Genomic DNA, 17,592 nt, shown 5'->3' on the forward strand with positions numbered 1-17,592 from the left:
TTGCGGTATGAAGCTGAGGCTGTTTATGTGCCTGCTGTTCCTGTTTACGGCAGGATGTACCCGTGATGTAACGGTGTTCGAGTCCGCGGTTTATTCGCTGGAAAACGACAGGATTGCCGTGGATTGCTCCGACGAAGTGAATCGTAACCGGAAGAATCACACGGATGAGGGGTACCACTGTGAGGTGCTGGTCACCGAATCGACTTCCCTGAAGGCAAGTGGAGGAGGAGCTATCACGCTGGATGAGCTAAAGGAAGGCGATCTTATCCGCATCACGTTAAAAAAGCCGTTGAACATAAGCAAAAACAACAGAAGTTTTGAGGCCAAAGAAATTATGCTGCAAGCCCAATAAAAGAGAGACGCTCTTTCACTGCGAAAGACGTCTCTCTTTTTCGTAAAACGGACCTCGTGCGTCATCGCTTACGGGTTCAGTTTCGCGCGCGGGAGCGTGATGAGAAACACGGTTCCCGATCTTGGCGAGCTTCGTACCGAGACGCTTCCGTTCATGGCGCGGATGGCTTGATAGGAGAAGGTGAGCCCAAGCCCGGTGCCGCTCATTTTGGTGGAATAGTAGATCGAACCGAGACGGCTTAGCTGCTCGGGTGTCATGCCGATCCCGTTGTCCTTGATTTCCACGGCCACCTGGTCCGTTTCTTCATAGACGGTAATGTTGACCATGCCGTTGTCGACGTCTTTGCACGCCTCGATCGCATTCTTAATAAAGTTGACCAGCAGTTGCTTGAGCTCTGCAGGACTCCCCGAAATGTAGAGATTCGACTGGGGAGAGTCCGTGCTGAGGGTGACGTTGCTCATATTGGCATATGAAGTCATAAGCTCAACGACGGACTTGATTTGGGCGGTAAGCTCGATTCGCTGCTGAAACGGCAAGTGAGGCTTGCTGATCGAGAGGTATTCGGACAAGATCTGTTCGGTTCGGCGAATTTCCTCCATGCTGATTTCTAGGAATCGTTCGGTCTTTTCCGGAGGGAACGTGCCGCTTTTGATCAATTGCAGGAACCCTAGCACGGTGGTCAGCGGATTGCGGACCTCATGGGCAAGGGAGGCGGCGACATGATTCACGGCTTCGGCTTTTTCATTCTGGATATACCGCAGATAAAGCTCCTTGTCGGATACGGACTTGTTAAACAGGGTCACGAGAAGCCATATCCCGAGCGAGTTATGAACCGGCATGGCTAAAATATTAAAAACAAAGTAATTCATGATGTAGTCAGGCTTGGTTATATAGAGTACCAGGAGCGGAAGGACCGAGAAGCTGATGCCGGCTATAAAAATGATCCATAATTTGTGTTTGCTTCGGTGATACAGGAATGACAGCAGAACGGACAGCGGGAACGTAAAGATCAAGATTATAATGGCGTCGATCGTGCCGGATCCGCCAATGTACAATCTGTAGATTAGAAATTCCACGAGCAGAATTGCCCCTGTCAGGAACCCTCCGAACAGCATGCCGAAGAACATAATGACATACCGTACGTCAAAGATCAGACCGCTTTGGACAGACGAAGCAAAGGTCATGGACAGCAGCATGCACAGCGAACAAATGACAATGATGAAATTACGGGAATAGTTGACTGTCAGTTTTCTGTAATAGATGTTGTATGCAACAAAAGGCATCAATGCAAACAACAGCTGCAGCAAAACATCTTTGATCACAGGCAGTAGGCCCACCCCTTTGAAGAGTATCGGATCGTCCGCTAGATTACCATGTCCATTCAAGTTCGACGTCAAATGGAAAAATCCTTGAGGCTTGAATAAAAATGACAAAAAAAATAATTCGTACTCAGATCGAAACGAGGTACATATAAATTCATCAAGAAAGCGCTTGCAGACAACCGATGTTCGACTCGGATACTCAGCACTTAAGTGAGAACACATTTCCATGAATGGGAGGGTTCACAAGTGAAGCTGAAAACCGTTCTGAGACCCATGTTCATTCTATTGCTGGCCGCGTCTTTTTTTGTCGCGGGGTGCCAAAGCGTAACGCCGCCGCCGACAGCATCAGAAACACCGCCGCCTAATGAAGGAGTTAAGACGCCCGGAGGAAGCGAAGAACCGGCACCGCAGGGCGATGCGAAAGCAACGCCGAGAAACGAAACGCTTTACGTGAACGGCTTGCAATGGGGAGCGCCCACGAATTTCAACCTGCTTAGCGGAAACCCGGCGTTTCCGATCAACTACGGAAATTCGAGGGAACTGGTGTATGAAACGTTGTTTATGGTCAACCAGCTCACAGGCGAGTTAGAGCCGCTGCTTGGGACCAAGTACGAATGGACCGACGATCTCAACTTGCGGATCGAGCTGAACCAGGATGCCAAATGGAGCGACGGCAAGCCGTTCACCTCCGACGATGTCGTCTATACCTACCAACTTGGTAAAAAGTATGACATCAACTGGAGCAGCTTCTGGACGTACATCGAGGACGTAACGGCAGACGGACCGCAGACGGTGAACATCAAACTCAATAAAGACAATCCGAACAAGTTGACGGTGCTCGACAGCATTGAGATCATGCCGATGCTGCCTAAACATGTCTGGGAAGAGGTCGAGAAGAAAGCCAATAACGACCTTGCCGCCATTCGGAAGGAAGTCAACGAGGACCCGGTCGGAACAGGCCCTTATAAAATGTATTTTTACAATGACCAGAAAATCACGATTATACGGGACGATAACTATTGGGGCCAGAAGCTCTTTGGCAAGCTGCCGGCTCCAAAGTACATCACGCATGTCATCTATAAAGATAATGCCGCGGGCGATCTGGCGTTCAAGAGCGGCCAAGTCGACGTATCGCAGCAGTTTATTCCGCAGGTATGGAAAATGTGGGAGGGCGGGGCTCCGGTCAAAACCTATATCAAAGAGGCGCCTTATTATGTGCCGGGCTCCATGCCGTCGATTTTCTTCAACATGACAAAGGAAGGGCTCGACAATGCGGATGTTCGCAGAGCGATTGCCATGGCAATTGACTACGGCAAAATCTCGGAGCTGGCCATCAGCGGCTACTCCGCTCCGATGGAGCCGTCATTGACGCTCAATACGGAGGCCGAAGCGAAATATGTGGACCAGGCGGCCATCAAACCGCTCCAGTGGACAACGGACGTGGAGGCGGCCAATGCGCTGCTTGATTCCATCGGCGCCGCGAAAGGGAAAGACGGCATCCGCGTTCTGAACGGTACCCGACTCGGTCCGTTTGAGATTGAATGTCCGTACGGCTGGTCGGATTGGAACGCGGCGCTTGAGATCGTCGCCCAGAACGCGAAAGCGATCGGCATCGAGATTCGGACCAAATTCCCGGAAGCGCCGGTATGGACCAATGATCTTCAGACCGGCAAGTTCGATATTATCATGAACACGCCTGCGGGCGGAGTCAGCCCGAGCCAGCCGTGGAACCGCGCCATGACCATCATGTACTCCAAAGGCGTTGCGCCAATGGGCGAAATGGCATTCTACAACTGGGGCCGATACAAGAACGATCAGGCGGATGCCATCATCGAGAAGATTCCTACCATTTCGGACGAAGCCGAATTGAAAGCGCTCTACACCGAATTGACCCAAATCTGGTTGAAGGATATTCCGTCGATTCCGCTCATGTATCGTCCATGGGTATTCGATACGGTTAATGAATCGGTCTGGAAGGGCTTCCCGACCGAAGGGGACGGCAGCAACATCCCTCCTCAAATTTCAATGGACGGGGCCGGCATCAAGTCGCTGTATCAGATTCATAACTGAGGATATAACTCAATGAACGAAGACCTGTATTGGTGGATTAGCACCCCTGATATAGGTCTCTTTTCCACCAAATTCGAAGGTGCGATTCATGGGGGTGAGCTGCTTGAGTGTTTACGGAAAATATATCGTCAAGAAGTTCTTCTGGTATTTTCTGACGCTGGTAATCGCCGTTACGCTGAACTTTCTGTTGCCCCGGATGATTGAGGGGAATCCGGTCAGCATGATCGTGTCCGAGATGACGCAGGGGATGACCGACAGCGATACGATCAAGCGGGTCTATGAGACCTTTCTCGTGGAGTTCGGCATCGACAAGCCTTTATGGGAACAATTCTTCATCTATCTGAAAAATTTGGCGACCGGCAACCTGGGCACTTCGTTCGGGCTGTATCCGAAACCGGTCACGGAGATTTTGGCCTCGGCAGTGCCGTGGACGATCGGTCTCCAGCTTCCGGCCATCCTGGTTGGCTGGATCATCGGCAACGTGCTGGGCGCCGTTGCGGCATACCGCAAGGGCGTGTTCGATAAAGTGATTTTTCCGGTGGCTTTATTCGTGAATTCCATTCCGTTCTTCACGCTGGCCATCATTATGCTGTACGTGTTCGCGCTGTCCCTGAACTGGTTTCCGCTGCATGGAGGCTACGACTATCAGATGGTGCCGACGCTCAGCTTTGAATTCTTCGCTTCGGTGCTCCGGCATCACACGCTTCCGTTCCTGTCGATCGTGCTGGTAACCATCGGCGGTCAAGCCATCGGCATGCGGGAGATGTCCATCTATGAGCTGAATTCGGATTATGTGCTGTACAGCAAGCTGCTCGGGATACGGGATTCCAAGATCGCGAAATATGTATTCCGGAATGCCATGCTGCCCCAGATAACGGGACTGGCGTTATCCATCGGCACGATGGTGGGCGGCTCTCTGATCTGCGAGATCGTATTCAGTTATCCGGGAATCGGAACCTGGATGTTCACGGCGATCCGTCAGCTCGATTATCCGTTAATTTCGGGCTGCACCCTCTTGATCGCCCTGGCTGTGCTGCTGGCCAACTTTACGATTGACTTAATCTACGGCTGGATCGATCCGAGAATCAAGGCCGCTCAGATGGAGGATCAATAATATGAACAGTTCCTTTCGCATATTGATCAAATCGCCGAAGTTTATGTTCGGAGCCTGCATGCTGCTGGCCATGATCGGCATGGTGCTGATTTACCCGCTCTTTAACCGCAATGACCCGCTGGAGATGATCGCGCTGGCATATCAACCGCCGGACTCGAAGCTGCTGCTGGGGTCGGATAACTTCGGCAGGGATTTATTTCTTGAATTGATCTACGGCATACGGACCTCCCTGCAGGTGGGGCTGATTGCCGGCGTATTTGCTACCGTTATCGGCCTTGTGATCGGTTTAGCCTCGGGTTATATCGGAGGCATGATCGATAATCTGCTGACCGCGATCACCAACATCTTCATCGTGATTCCTTCCTTTGTCATCCTGATTTTGATCTCGGTCAGCATCGATTCGCGCAGCTCGTTTGTCACGGCGGTCATCATCGGCATTACCAGCTGGCCCTGGACGGCCAGGGCCGTAAGGGCGCAAACCTCCTCTTTGCGAAACCGGGATCACGTGAACATCGCGAAAATATCCGGGTACAGCACGCCGCGCATCATTGTCTCGGAGATTTTGCCGTACATCGCCTCCTATGTCGTGATGGCTTTCGTGCTGCAGACGGCATCGGGCATTCTCTCCGAGGCTTCCATCTCGATGCTGGGACTCGGCCCTTACAACACGATTTCCCTCGGCATCATCATGAATTGGGCGCTCGTCTTCGAAGCGCCGGTTGCCGGGGCCTGGTGGGCCTTTATCCCGGCGGCGATTTCCATCGCCATCATCACCTTCTCCTTGTACATGATGAACACCGGCATGGATGAAATATTCAATCCGAAGATTAGGAGCTGATGGGGCCTTGAGCACAAATATACTGGAAGTTAACGAATTGAAAACCTTTTACCGTACCCGGCTGAAGGAGCATGTATATGCCGTAGACGGCGTGAGCTTCTCGCTCGAGAAGGGGAAGACGCTTGGCATTGCCGGCGAATCCGGCTGCGGCAAATCGACCCTTGCCCTCAGCCTGATGGGATTCTATTTTCCGCCGCTGCATTTCGGCAGCGGCTCGATTGTCATCAACGGCACGGACATTATGAAGCTCGGCAAGGAACAGCTTCGTTCCCGGGTGTCGGGAAGAGAGATATCGTATATTCCGCAAGCGGCCATGAATGCCCTGAATCCAACGCTCAAAATCATTCGATTCATCGAGGATATCATGAAGGAGCACCGCCCCGAGCTGAACAAGAAGCAGGTGTGGGATATGGCGGCGGAGCGGTTCGAGACCTTGAATTTGTCGACCAAGGTGCTGAACTCCTATCCGAACGAGCTGTCGGGGGGCATGAAGCAGAGAACGGTCATCGCGATTTCCACCATTCTGAATCCGAAAGTGCTGATTGCGGACGAACCGACCTCGGCTCTGGACGTAACCTCGCAGAAAGCGGTAATCAAGCTGCTGAAGAGACTGCTGGACCGCGGCTTTATCCAATCCCTTGTCTTCATCACGCACGAGCTGCCGCTGCTCTATCATGTAACGGATGACATCATCGTCATGTACGCGGGGGAAATCGTGGAGCGGGGAACCGCAGAGCAAATGATATTTGACCCGATCCATCCTTATACGAAAAAGCTGATGGGCTCCATCATCGTGCCCGAGGAAGGCATGAAGGGCCATAAGCTTGCCGCCATTCCGGGGACCCCGCCCAATCTGAAGAACGTGCCGGAGGGCTGCCGGTTCGCCGACCGCTGCTCCTATGTGCAGGATGCCTGCCGGAAGGGCAAGATAACGAGCCGGACCGTGGGGTATCGAATCTATCGGTGCATCGTGGAGCCTGATGTGCTTAAGGAGTGGTATGCGAATGAAGGGGAATGACGTACTGATTCGGGGAGAGCACCTCACGAAGGTGTTCGGATACGGGAAGCAGAAGACAACCGCCGTGGAGGATGTCAGCTTTACCTTTCATGAAGGCGAAATCATATCGATTGTCGGCGAGAGCGGAAGCGGCAAGACAACGCTGGCAAAAATGATCATGGGCTTGCTGAAAGAGAGCAGCGGGACGATTGAATATATGGGCAAGCCGAGACGGCTGAAGCGGCATGGGGACCGCAAGCGCTATTGGAAGAACATTCAGGCGATTTTCCAGGACCCGTTCTCTTCGTTCAACCTGTTCTACAAAGTGGAGAAGCTGCTGCTCGACTGCATTAAGCTGCAGGGAGATAAACTGACGAAGGAGGAGCAATTCCGCAAGATGAAGGAAGCGTGTTCCTTCGTCAATCTAAAATTCGAAGAGCTGCACAATAAATATCCGTTCGAATTGTCCGGCGGGCAGATGCAGCGTTTGATGATCGCCCGGATTTTCATGCTTCATCCGAAGCTGCTTATTGCGGATGAACCGACCTCCATGGTCGATGCGTGCTCGCGGTCCACGATCCTTGATATGCTCTTGAAGCTGCGGGATGAGAATAACATGACGATTATTTTTATAACCCATGACGTAGGGCTTGCTTATTATGTAAGCGATACGCTGTATATTATGGAACAGGGGAAAGTCGTGGAGCGCGGACCGGCGGAAGAGGTTATCCTGAACCCGCAGCATCCGTATACGCAGCAGCTGATATCGGATGTGCCCAAGATCCATTCCGAGTGGGATTTGGCATAAGGTTAGCTATGGAAAGCTTATGGAAAGCTCGAAGCGAGAAACGGCTTCGAGCTTTTATTTCGGCAAGAGACAAGAAACGGGAGTATCTCCACAGGTTTACCCTCCTGGATACGCAATAAAACTCCCTTTGATACGTAGTCTGTCATCTTGGCATGTACGTCGATTGACCATTTTCACTTAGGGCATGCACATGCATAGGACCACTGGCGCTTCGTATATTTTCGCAGATATGACACTCAGAAACGTGACATAAAATTTCTTGGTCCCTGATCTTCGCATTTGTGAAGGATCTGCCGATAAATGATATGGCTGCCATTGGGTTCGTCCCGCAGCCTGCATTCGGCATAACGCAAAGCCCCTGTCGTGGCTTGCGTGTATGCTTCATAAGGAGACTATCAAACATCATGCACAGCTACTTCTTGGGGGCAACCGTTTTGGTGTTGGCCGCCATGACGATTCTTTTCTTGATTATCTTATACAGATGTGGTTATCAGCGGAAGTTAAGCCATCGGGCCTTGGACATGGCCGAGAGCAGGTTCCGCATGCTTGACGATATGCTGCTTGCGCTGGATGTCGGGATTTGGTCATACGATGTCGGCACCAGGACCATACGAAATACATCCTTGGCTTTTCATAAAATCACGGGTTATTCGCATCGCGATTTCTCGGACGGGCTCTCCTGGGAAACGATGATTCATCCCGAGGATATGGCGCTGTTCCGAACCTTGGTTGACAAGCTTCGGCAAGGCGAGGCGGTCCATACCGAATACCGCATCCTCCACGCGGAGGGCGACGTACGCTGGGTTCAGGTGAAAATGATTCCGACGATGAATGAGTCCGGGCAAATCGTCCGTACCGATGGCATTGCCATTGACATCACCACCCGATTCCGCATGGAAGAGGCGCTGTATGATATGGCGGAATGCAAGAAGATGGAGCAGGCGCTCAAGGAAAGCATGAACCGGTATCGCCGCCTTGTGGAATTATCGCCTATTGCCATCGCGGTGTGCAAAGAACGCAAGCTGATGTACGTGAATCCCGCCGGACTTCGGATCCTTGGAGCCGCTGGACCCGACAAGATCCTGGGCACCGATCCTTGGGACTGGGTGTTAGATCCCTATGAGGAGTGGGCACGCAAACGGCTTACGCAGCTGATTCGCAGCAGGCGGGTCGTGCCCGAGGAGTTATCCATAAAGAGGGTGGACGGAGAGCGGGTCGATGTCGTGGCGACGGCCCTGTATGACGAGGAATCGGACGCCATTGAAATTTTCTTTGAGGATATTACCGCCCGTAAATCAGCGGAAAGGGCTCTGATGGAGAGCGACCGTATCAACCGCCACATTCTGGATATCGCACCGGTCGCGATGTTCCTGCACTCCGATTTTTCTTGCATTTATGCCAATCCCGCTGGCTTATCCTTATTGGGAATTACGGACATCGCGCAATTGGACGGCACCTCCTTCCAGGACGTGATTCCTTCCGACCAGCTCGAGTTCGTGGCGTCTGAGGTTGAACATGTGTACAAAAGCGGGACTACCTCCGAGCTCGCGGGAAATAAGCTGGTCCGGCTGGATGGAATGATCATCGATATCGAGGCCATCACGACGCCGATCCCTTATATAGGCGATAATACGGCGCTTACCATTATTCGGGATGTAACGGAACAGAAGCAGGCCGAACGCGAGCGGATTGCGGCAGAGCGCCTTGTCCGGGAGAGCGAGGACCGGTATTTCAGGCTTCAGATGAGCCTGGACCAATTCTCCTCGGATCTGTTCGGGATGGTGAAGATCAGCGAATTGAACGCCCGGATCGTGCAGGAGATCAGGAAAGTGCTGGGAACGGACCGGGTGAGCCTGATCCGGATCAACCACCACAGCCTGCATATCAAGATTCAAGGCGGCAGCAAAGAGCTGCCGCAAAGGGTGCTTCACTCGATCCATAAATGCGGCCCCGAGCATATTCCGCTTTGCAAGCTGTTTGAGACGTGCGACGGATATTTCGTCAAGATCGGGGAGATGAACGGGGACAGCAGTATCGTCTGCATCGCAGGCGAGGCTCCGCTGCTCATGATTCAGGCCAAGAAAATATGGCTGGAGACGATTACCCGCTATGCAAGCGTCCTGTACGATAATTTTCGCGTGATTGAGGACTTGACGAGGGAGCTGGAGAAGCTGGGATCCTCACAGCAGATCATGCCCCTTTGGCTGCTGCGGCTGATGCTGCATCTCTCCGAGAATGAGCGGAAGCGACTGTCCCAGGATCTTCACGATGCCGCGCTCCAGGAACAGATTATCTGGTACAGGAAATTGAATCAGATTACATCGGATCTTGATCTGCCGGAACATCTGCGTCCACAGCTGGAGGAGATTGAGCAGGGGCTTCTGGATGTCATCTATCAGATCCGAATCACGTGCAATGAGCTTCGCCCTCCGCTGCTGAAGGAAGAGGGGCTGGAACGTTCGCTTGAGGCATTGTTTGAATTCACCCAGCTCCGCACCAATTACTCCATACAGTTCGACTGCTCGAACTTCGTTGATGATATCAGTGACGACCACTTGATCGGGTTGTACAGGATCGTTCAGGAGCTGCTGGCGAATGCCACGAAGCATTCCAATGCGACGGAGGTAAAGCTTCGTTTGTCCACCCAGTCGGATGAGGTCAATCTGAGTTATGAAGATAACGGAGTCGGAATCGATCCCAGCCAGAAGCCGGATCAATTCAACAGTATGGGAATCGGCGGCATGAAGGAAAGGGTGAGAAGCATGAACGGCAAAATCCAGTTCGACTCATCGGAGAGCGGGGGGCTGGCTGTCTATATATCGATAACGGCAAAGTAAGCATGAATACCGGCAAAGCAGCAAACAAGATACCAGACTAAAGGAGTCATGAGGGTTATGAAGATCGATATTTTATTGGTGGATGACCATCCCTCGGTGATGGAGGGAACCAAGGTGCTGCTCGAACAGGAAAAGGATATGTTCGTAAAGCTTGCGAATACGCCGGAGCGCGCGCTGGAACTGGTCCATACGGAGCGCTTTGACGTGATGCTGATCGATATGCATATGCCGGGGATGAACGGAATCGATTTGGCCAAGCAGATCCTCCGGATCGCTCCGAACGCGGTGATGCTGATCTATACGGGCTTTGAAGTCAGCAATCATTTTAACTTGATCATGGAGGCGGGACTGGCTGGTTTTGTCTCGAAAACATCAGGCAAAGAGCAGCTGGTGACGGCTGTTCGATGTGCGCTGCGAGGCGAAGTGGTTCTTCCGTTGACACTTGTGAAGCAGCTCCGCCGCGTGACCGCGAATGGCCCGGAACGGACGGCGGGTGCGCCGGCAGCCCAGTCTATAACCGATAAAGAATACAGCATTCTCAAGGAAATCGCTCGGGGAAAGAGCAATAAGGAAATTGCGGGCACCGTCATCATGAGCCAGCGTTCACTGGAGTACTGTTTAACCAACCTGTTCCAGAAGTTGAATGTGAAGTCACGCATAGAGGCTGCGCTGAAAGCGAAGCAGATGGGGATTCTGTCGGATTCCGATTTTGTTCAGATAAGCTGATAAACTCGGTCTTTTTTCTATAAGTTCAGACGATATCCAAAGCATGTTTCGACATGACTCCGATTCATTTCGTAAAGATTCGACAATAAACCGCAAGGCATCCCGCAAAATTCTTGCGTGAGCACGCAAGAGAATTTCGGTTACGAACGGTAAGCAAGTGTATATGCTTATGTTACTGGATGGATATAGTCTGTAAGTAGGAAGGGTGGTAACTTGCGGCATGACAAAGGACCTATTTGAATATGGCGTCGATGATCTCTTGTCACGGGAAGAGATTGAGGAAGTTTTGGCGCAGCTTGAAGAAGAGTGGAATGAATTTAACAGCCGGAAGAAGCGAGGGTGACTCATAATGAAACGATGGAAATCTCTGTTTGCGATGAAACTTCAAAGTCGCATGCTGCTTATTATTTTGGGAGCAATCACGATATTTTTAGGCAGCATGATGACCTATATCAGCATGACGACAACGGAAGAAGCTCTCGATTCGGCGAAGACGCTTGCAGTGACGACGAGTGAGAAGATCGGCGCGCTGGTCCAGGCCGAACTTGACGATGTCATGAACTCTGCACGTACTTTGGCCGTAAGCTTCGTTGGCATGAAAGAGACCGGCACAACGAATCGTCAAGCCATTAATGAAATATTGAGAAGAAACCTGGAGGATAATCCGTCCTGGAAAGGAATCTGGACGTTATGGGAGCCGGATGCTTTTGACGGCCGGGATAACGATTACCGAAACAAACTCGGCAGCGACCATTCGGGACGCATGATGTCCTACTGGGCAAGGACGGAAGCGGGTCTGGAACGTTCGATTATAGAGGATTACGAGCAGGAAGGGGAAGGCGACTTCTATCTTCTGGCGAAGAACAGCGGCAAAGAGATCATTATGGATCCGTACGAGTTCAAAGTAGGCAACGAGGATGTCATGATGACGTCGCTCGTCGTGCCGATTATCGATAACGGCAAGACCGTCGGCGTGGTGGGCGTCGATGTATCCCTCGCACATCTGCAAAGCGTCATGGAGCAATTCCGGTTATTTGATACGGGGTATGCGCATATTTATTCGAATACCGGCGTGATCGTAACGTCGCCGGAGGACGGATTGATGGGACAGAAGCTGGAAGAAGCATATCCTGGCAAGACGGTTCCCCTCATACTGGATGCCATTCGGGAAGGGGATGTCTATACCGAGGAAGACTCCGCGCTGTACAAGCTGTATACGCCGATTAAGACCGGATTGACCGAAACGCCATGGTCGGCCGCCATCATTATCCCGATGGATGAGATTACGGCGAATTCGGATGCCTTGATCATCTCCATCATAGCGGCAGGCGTGATCACTTTGGCGGCCTTGGCGGTCATCGTGATCCTGTTAACGAGATCCATCGTGAAACCGCTGGGCGTTTCCGTAGCGATCGGCGAGTCCATGTCCAAGGGAGACTTCACGCAGGAGGTTCCCGCGGATTATCTTCGCAGGGCGGATGAGATCGGAACGTTGTCCCGGGTGTTCGCCCAGCTGCTGGAGAGCATGAGGGAAATGATCGGCAAAGTGAATATGAATGCATCCTCGGTAGCCGCCGCTTCGCAGCAGCTGTCGGCCGGTGCCGAGGAGCTTGCGGTGGGCAGCAGCAGCCAAGCTGAATCCGTGCAAACGGTCAGCGAATTGTTCCAGGAATGGTCCAATGCCATCAATTCCGTTGCAAGCGATGCATCGGCAGCGTCCGAGCTTGTGAACCAGACTTCCGGGATTGCAGCGGAAGGCAGCGGAATCGTCCAGCAGTCGGTGGAAGGCATGAATCGGATACGCGAGCATGTTGCCAAGCTAGAGACAGACTCCCAGCGTATCGGCGAAATCATCGAGGTAATCGACGATATCGCCAAGCAGACGAATCTGCTTGCGCTCAACGCCACGATCGAGGCTGCACGCGCAGGGGATCAAGGGAGAGGGTTCGCCGTGGTGGCGGATGAGGTGCGCAAACTAGCCGAACGAAGCGGCGGAGCCACGAAGCAGATTGCCGATATTATCAAAGGCATGCAGAAGAATACGGCCGATAGCGTGGAGGCGGTGCATCAGGGCGTCATCCATACGGAAAAAGCGGGCGAAGCCTTTGCCCATATTACAAGCATGGTGAATGAGTCGGCAGGCAAAGTCATGGATATTGCCGCCGCCAGCGAGGAGCAGGCGGCCCAGGCTGTAGAGGTGGCGACGGCTATCGAGACGATCTCTTCTTCCACGGAGGAAACGGCGGCTACAAGCGAGGAATCCGCTGCAACGGCACAATCGCTTGCGGAGCTTGCCGAAGAGTTGAACCATACCGTCTCCGCTTTCAAAATCTCGTAGCACCACTGCGATAATGATGATAAGCTTGGCCTAAGGGCCAGGCTTTTTTATATGCGCGTACCGTGGTCACCGAGTTCTGTAAGTTTGTGGCGTCGAGGGGCGTTTTTTATAAACCGAATGCTGTTCTGCTTATGTCAAGGGGAGGAGGAGTGGTTGTGAACGGCAGCTTGTTTCAGCAAATGCTGGAAGAGGGGGATTATGTCCCGCGCTTCTATGCCTATTATTATAAACAGTGGATGAATTATGAAATGCCCTACCATCAGCATGATTCAACCGAAATCATGTATATGATTTCCGGAGTATGCCGGATTGACGTGAAGGCAGGCGATACGGAGAAGAGCGTCATTTTGAAGAAAGGAGAGTTCATGGTGCTGGATGCCGGTGTTCCGCATCGGTTAATCGTGGATCAGGCCGCCTCATGCCGAATGCTGAACGTGGAATTCGGTTTTATGGAAAGTGAAGGGAAGGCGCCATCTTTAAGGCATATCGTCGGAGAAGAAGAAGAGGTATCTTTTCTCTTAAAGCGGCCGTTCCGCTATTTGGTGCTGGCTGATCAGGAGGAGGTATATCCGGTGCTGAAAAGCCTTGTGCTTGAGCTCGATCAGAGAGGTACCGACGGCAGGATGATGACGCATGCGCTGTTTATACAGCTGCTGGTATGCATCGCCCGTTTGTATGAAGAAAGAGAACGCAGCGACATGCAGCAGAGCGACTTCTATATTAAACGAAGCGTCGATTATTTACATCAGAACTATGACCGCCAGATTCAGGTGAAGGACGTAGCCGCGGAAGTGAATCTGCATCCCGGTTATTTGCACCGGGTATTCCGCAGAGGGACAGGCAGGACGATAACCGAGTACCTGACAACGATCCGAATGGAAAAGGCCAAGATGCTGCTGGAGCAGACGGATATCCCCATCCATGAAATATCGGATTATGTGGGTGTGGGCAGCAGGCAGTATTTTCATATGTTATTCAAGAAGTATACGGGCAGCACGCCGGTGGAATATCGTCTTCGGAAAGACCGGAATGCCTGGAACTACGGTGAAGACGATGTCGACGATAAGAAGTGAGGATTTTTGACTCCGAAGGGTCCAAGAGGTCATGATTTTGATAACGCTTACCGTCCCTCCATTGCTACAATGGGTACAATCTAATTAGTAGCTTAGGAGAGGATGAAATGTCATTTAAGGTTGCTTTTATCGGAGCGGGAAGCATCGGCTTTACCCGGGGGATTCTGCGCGATTTGCTGACCGTACCGGAGTTCCGGGATATCGAGGTCGCTTTCACCGACATCAGCCGGCATAACCTGGAGATGGTCACGGAATTATGTCAGCGGGACATTAATGAGAACGGGCTGTCGATTGCGATCCAGTCCACCACGGATCGAAGGCAGGCACTGCAGGATGCCAAATACGTCATTTGCACCATCCGCGTGGGCGGTCTGGAGGCATTCCGCACGGATGTGGACATTCCGCTGAAATACGGCATCGATCAGTGCGTGGGCGACACGCTCTGCGCAGGAGGCATCATGTACGGCCAGCGGGGAATCCCCGAGATGCTGAACATCTGCCGGGATATTCGCGAGGTGTGCGCGCCCGATGTCCTGCTGCTGAATTACTCGAATCCGATGGCCATGCTGACATGGGCATGCAATCGGTATGGAGGCGTGCGGACGGTGGGTTTATGCCATGGCGTGCAGCATGGGCACCACCAGATTGCCGAGGTTTACGGTTTAAAGAAACAGGACGTCGATATTGTCTGTGCCGGAATCAATCATCAGACCTGGTATATTCAAGCTTCGCATCAAGGCAAGGACTTGACGGCCGGGCTGCTGGAGGCGTTCGAGCGCCATCCGGAGTACAGCAGAACGGAGAAGGTCCGCATCGATATGCTCCGGCGTTTCGGATATTACAGCACCGAATCCAACGGCCATCTAAGCGAATACGTGCCTTGGTACCGTAAACGGCCGGAGGAAATTACGGAGTGGATTGATCTCAGCAGCTGGATCAACGGAGAGACGGGCGGGTATTTGCGAGTTTGCACCGAGGGGCGCAACTGGTTCGAGACCGATTTCCCGAACTGGATGAAGGATCCGGCAATGGAATTCAAGCCGGAGCACCGGGGAGAGGAGCACGGCTCCTACATCATTGAAGGCTTGGAGACCGGCAGGGTATACCGTGGACACTTTAATGTGGTGAATGAAGGCATTATCGCCAACCTGCCGGAGGATGCCGTCATCGAGGCGCCGGGATACGTTGACCGCAACGGCATTTCCATGCCGCTTGTCGGGAATTTGCCTCTTGGCCCGGCTGCCGTATGCAGCGTAAGCATATCCGTTCAACGGCTGGCGGTTGAAGCGGCGGTTCATGGAGATGACAAGCTGCTTCGGCAGGCGTTTATGATGGATCCGCTGGTCGGTGCGGTATGCAATCCGAAGGAAATCTGGCAGCTGGTTGATGAAATGCTGGTAGCCGGTGAAGCATGGCTTCCTCAGTATTCGGCTTCGATCGCCGAGGCGAAGGATCGCCTGGCGGCCGGCAATCTGATCCCGACCCGCTCGTATGAAGGCGCAGCCAGACTCAAGGTGAAAACGGTGGAGGAGATGCAGCTCGATCGGGAGAAAGCGAATAAAAACGCAGGTGAATCCGATAAAGGGAAAGATCGCGAAAAAGTGTAAGCAGATTGCACATCAGCGAAGGCAATCAGAGATTACAAGGCAAGTCTTTCATGTATACGCAAGTATGGTATCACTTCTGGCAGAGGATGGTATAACGGACAAAAATCCGTTATAATCCGTCTGCCGGGAGTGATTTTTTGTATGCCGTTCCTCTTGTCCCGGCATATACTACGGATATATAGATGAAAATTCGGATGGACAATCCCTGACCTTAGACAGGTACACAGTTTGGGTAAAAATGGGTACAATGCAATTAGATAGGCAAAGCTGACCACGAAGGAGGCCATGGGAATGATTATTGGGGTTCCCAAAGAAATCAAAAATAACGAAAACCGCGTAGGCATGACGCCGGGTACCGTTATCAGTTTCAGGAATGCCGGGCATGAAGTGCTTGTCCAATCCGGAGCCGGTCTGGGGATCGGTTTTACCGATGAAGATTATGAGGCGGCCGGAGCCAAAGTGGTTGCAACGGCTGCGGAGGCTTGGAAAGCCGAGATGGTGGTGAAGGTAAAGGAACCCCTGCAGGAGGAATATGACTACTTCCAGGAGGAAATGATTCTATACACTTACCTGCACCTGGCCCCCGAACCGGAGCTGACCAAAGCGCTGGTGGACCGCAAGGTGAGCGCCGTTGCTTATGAAACGATACAGCTGGCGGATGGCAGCTTGCCGCTGCTGACCCCGATGAGCGAGGTGGCGGGAAGAATGTCCATTCAGATCGGGGCGCATTTCCTGGAGAAGGCGCATGGCGGCAAAGGCGTGCTGCTAAGCGGCGTCCCGGGGGTTGCTCCGGGCAAGGTCGCCGTCATCGGGGGCGGCATCGTCGGCACCAATGCGGCACGAATTGCGCTGGGACTCGGTGCGGACGTCAGCATTCTTGATATTAATCCCGTCCGGCTTCGTCAGCTGGATGATCTCTTTCAAGGGCGGGTCAAAACGATCATGTCCGATCCGTATCACATTGCGGAAACGGTTAAGGCCGCCGATCTCGTCGTGGGTGCGGTGTTGATTCCCGGCGCCCGGGCTCCTCGCCTCGTCACGGAAGAGATGGTGAAAGAGATGAGCCCGGGATCGGTCATCGTGGACGTGGCGATTGATCAAGGAGGCTCGATCGAGACGATCGACCGGATCACCACCCATGATCATCCGACCTATGAAAAACATGGCGTCATCCACTATGCCGTTGCCAATATGCCGGGCGCCGTAGCCCGTACCTCCACCATGGCATTGACCAATGTAACGGCACCCTACGGGTTGAAAATAGCAAGCAACGGAATCCGGTCTGCCGCCCGCCACGACAAGGCGCTGGCCAAGGGCATCAATGTCATCGGAGGCAAAGTGACCTATGAAGCCGTGGCGGCAGCTCATGGTTATGCGCATACCAGCATTGACGACTATCTGCTGGCATAGAAAAAACATAAAAAGAGCCATTTTTCAAAAATTTGACACGATACCGAGGTATATTGCGTAAACCTTGGGGATGAACGATTTAGCCAGCGTGAGCAAAGTT

14 protein-coding genes are annotated in these 17,592 nt (G+C 52.5%); 13 read left to right on the forward strand and 1 reads right to left on the reverse strand.

From position 1 onward, the window contains the following. Positions 1-7: 7 nt before the first annotated feature. Positions 8-352, forward strand: a complete 345-nt coding sequence (locus tag MHI43_RS06760) for a hypothetical protein (RefSeq protein WP_036662450.1) — start codon at positions 8-10, stop codon at positions 350-352. A 68-nt stretch (positions 353-420) separates the two neighbouring features. Here MHI43_RS06760 and MHI43_RS06765 read toward each other — a convergent pair whose 3' ends face one another. Beyond that, entirely contained in the window at positions 421-1,674 is a 1,254-nt protein-coding gene (locus tag MHI43_RS06765) for a HAMP domain-containing sensor histidine kinase (protein WP_228468782.1), read from the reverse strand. 246 nt (positions 1,675-1,920) lie between these two features. Here MHI43_RS06765 and MHI43_RS06770 point away from each other — a divergent pair, with 246 nt between their 5' ends. From MHI43_RS06770 to ald, 12 genes are all read left to right on the forward strand, one after another. Beyond that, positions 1,921-3,744 carry an ABC transporter substrate-binding protein gene (locus MHI43_RS06770; RefSeq protein ID WP_015733867.1) on the forward strand — a complete coding sequence of 608 codons (1,824 nt, stop codon included), beginning with the start codon at positions 1,921-1,923 and terminating at the stop codon, positions 3,742-3,744. 103 nt (positions 3,745-3,847) lie between these two features. Beyond that, complete coding sequence (locus tag MHI43_RS06775) at positions 3,848-4,858, forward strand: ABC transporter permease (protein ID WP_085981266.1); 1,011 nt, start codon at positions 3,848-3,850, stop codon at positions 4,856-4,858. A gap of 1 nt (position 4,859) precedes the next feature. Then, positions 4,860-5,696, forward strand: a complete 837-nt coding sequence (locus MHI43_RS06780; protein ID WP_009591588.1) for an ABC transporter permease — start codon at positions 4,860-4,862, stop codon at positions 5,694-5,696. Positions 5,697-5,703: 7 nt separating this feature from the next. Then, on the forward strand, positions 5,704-6,714 hold the full coding sequence (locus tag MHI43_RS06785) for an ABC transporter ATP-binding protein (RefSeq protein ID WP_036662454.1): 1,011 nt from the start codon (positions 5,704-5,706) through the stop codon (positions 6,712-6,714). Continuing rightward, positions 6,701-7,501, forward strand: a complete 801-nt coding sequence (locus MHI43_RS06790) for an ABC transporter ATP-binding protein (protein WP_009591620.1) — start codon at positions 6,701-6,703, stop codon at positions 7,499-7,501. Before MHI43_RS06785 ends, MHI43_RS06790 begins: the two co-directional genes overlap by 14 nt. Positions 7,502-7,905: 404 nt before the next feature. Then, the gene (locus MHI43_RS06795; protein WP_036662456.1) at positions 7,906-10,338 is read left to right on the forward strand and encodes a PAS domain S-box protein; all 2,433 of its coding nucleotides are present in this window, start codon (positions 7,906-7,908) and stop codon (positions 10,336-10,338) included. Between the two features lie 57 nt (positions 10,339-10,395). Continuing rightward, positions 10,396-11,064, forward strand: coding sequence for a response regulator transcription factor (locus MHI43_RS06800; RefSeq protein WP_015733871.1), 669 nt, complete (start codon positions 10,396-10,398; stop codon positions 11,062-11,064). Positions 11,065-11,284: 220 nt separating this feature from the next. Then, positions 11,285-11,407, forward strand: coding sequence for a hypothetical protein (locus MHI43_RS06805; protein ID WP_255250579.1), 123 nt, complete (start codon positions 11,285-11,287; stop codon positions 11,405-11,407). A gap of 6 nt (positions 11,408-11,413) precedes the next feature. Next, positions 11,414-13,402, forward strand: coding sequence for a methyl-accepting chemotaxis protein (locus MHI43_RS06810; RefSeq protein WP_036662458.1), 1,989 nt, complete (start codon positions 11,414-11,416; stop codon positions 13,400-13,402). A 155-nt stretch (positions 13,403-13,557) separates the two neighbouring features. After that, positions 13,558-14,475, forward strand: a complete 918-nt coding sequence (locus MHI43_RS06815; protein ID WP_036662460.1) for an AraC family transcriptional regulator — start codon at positions 13,558-13,560, stop codon at positions 14,473-14,475. A gap of 107 nt (positions 14,476-14,582) precedes the next feature. After that, a complete protein-coding gene (locus tag MHI43_RS06820; protein ID WP_036662462.1) occupies positions 14,583-16,082 on the forward strand; it encodes an alpha-glucosidase/alpha-galactosidase in 1,500 nt (499 codons plus the stop codon). Between the two features lie 291 nt (positions 16,083-16,373). Continuing rightward, positions 16,374-17,492 carry an alanine dehydrogenase gene (gene ald / locus MHI43_RS06825; RefSeq protein WP_015733875.1) on the forward strand — a complete coding sequence of 373 codons (1,119 nt, stop codon included), beginning with the start codon at positions 16,374-16,376 and terminating at the stop codon, positions 17,490-17,492. Positions 17,493-17,592: the final 100 nt, after the last annotated feature.

The organism is Paenibacillus sp. FSL H8-0457 (assembly GCF_038051935.1).
Lineage (GTDB): Bacteria > Bacillota > Bacilli > Paenibacillales > Paenibacillaceae > Paenibacillus_AQ > Paenibacillus_AQ lautus_A.

Coding starts and splice junctions, on each gene's coding strand:
- MHI43_RS06805 (WP_255250579.1), top strand. CDS start 11,285: ATGACAAAGGACCTATTTGAATATGGCGTCGATGATCTCTTGTCACGG.
- MHI43_RS06790 (WP_009591620.1), top strand. CDS start 6,701: ATGAAGGGGAATGACGTACTGATTCGGGGAGAGCACCTCACGAAGGTG.
- MHI43_RS06800 (WP_015733871.1), top strand. CDS start 10,396: ATGAAGATCGATATTTTATTGGTGGATGACCATCCCTCGGTGATGGAG.
- MHI43_RS06760 (WP_036662450.1), top strand. CDS start 8: ATGAAGCTGAGGCTGTTTATGTGCCTGCTGTTCCTGTTTACGGCAGGA.
- MHI43_RS06810 (WP_036662458.1), top strand. CDS start 11,414: ATGAAACGATGGAAATCTCTGTTTGCGATGAAACTTCAAAGTCGCATG.
- MHI43_RS06780 (WP_009591588.1), top strand. CDS start 4,860: ATGAACAGTTCCTTTCGCATATTGATCAAATCGCCGAAGTTTATGTTC.
- MHI43_RS06820 (WP_036662462.1), top strand. CDS start 14,583: ATGTCATTTAAGGTTGCTTTTATCGGAGCGGGAAGCATCGGCTTTACC.
- MHI43_RS06795 (WP_036662456.1), top strand. CDS start 7,906: ATGCACAGCTACTTCTTGGGGGCAACCGTTTTGGTGTTGGCCGCCATG.
- ald (WP_015733875.1), top strand. CDS start 16,374: ATGATTATTGGGGTTCCCAAAGAAATCAAAAATAACGAAAACCGCGTA.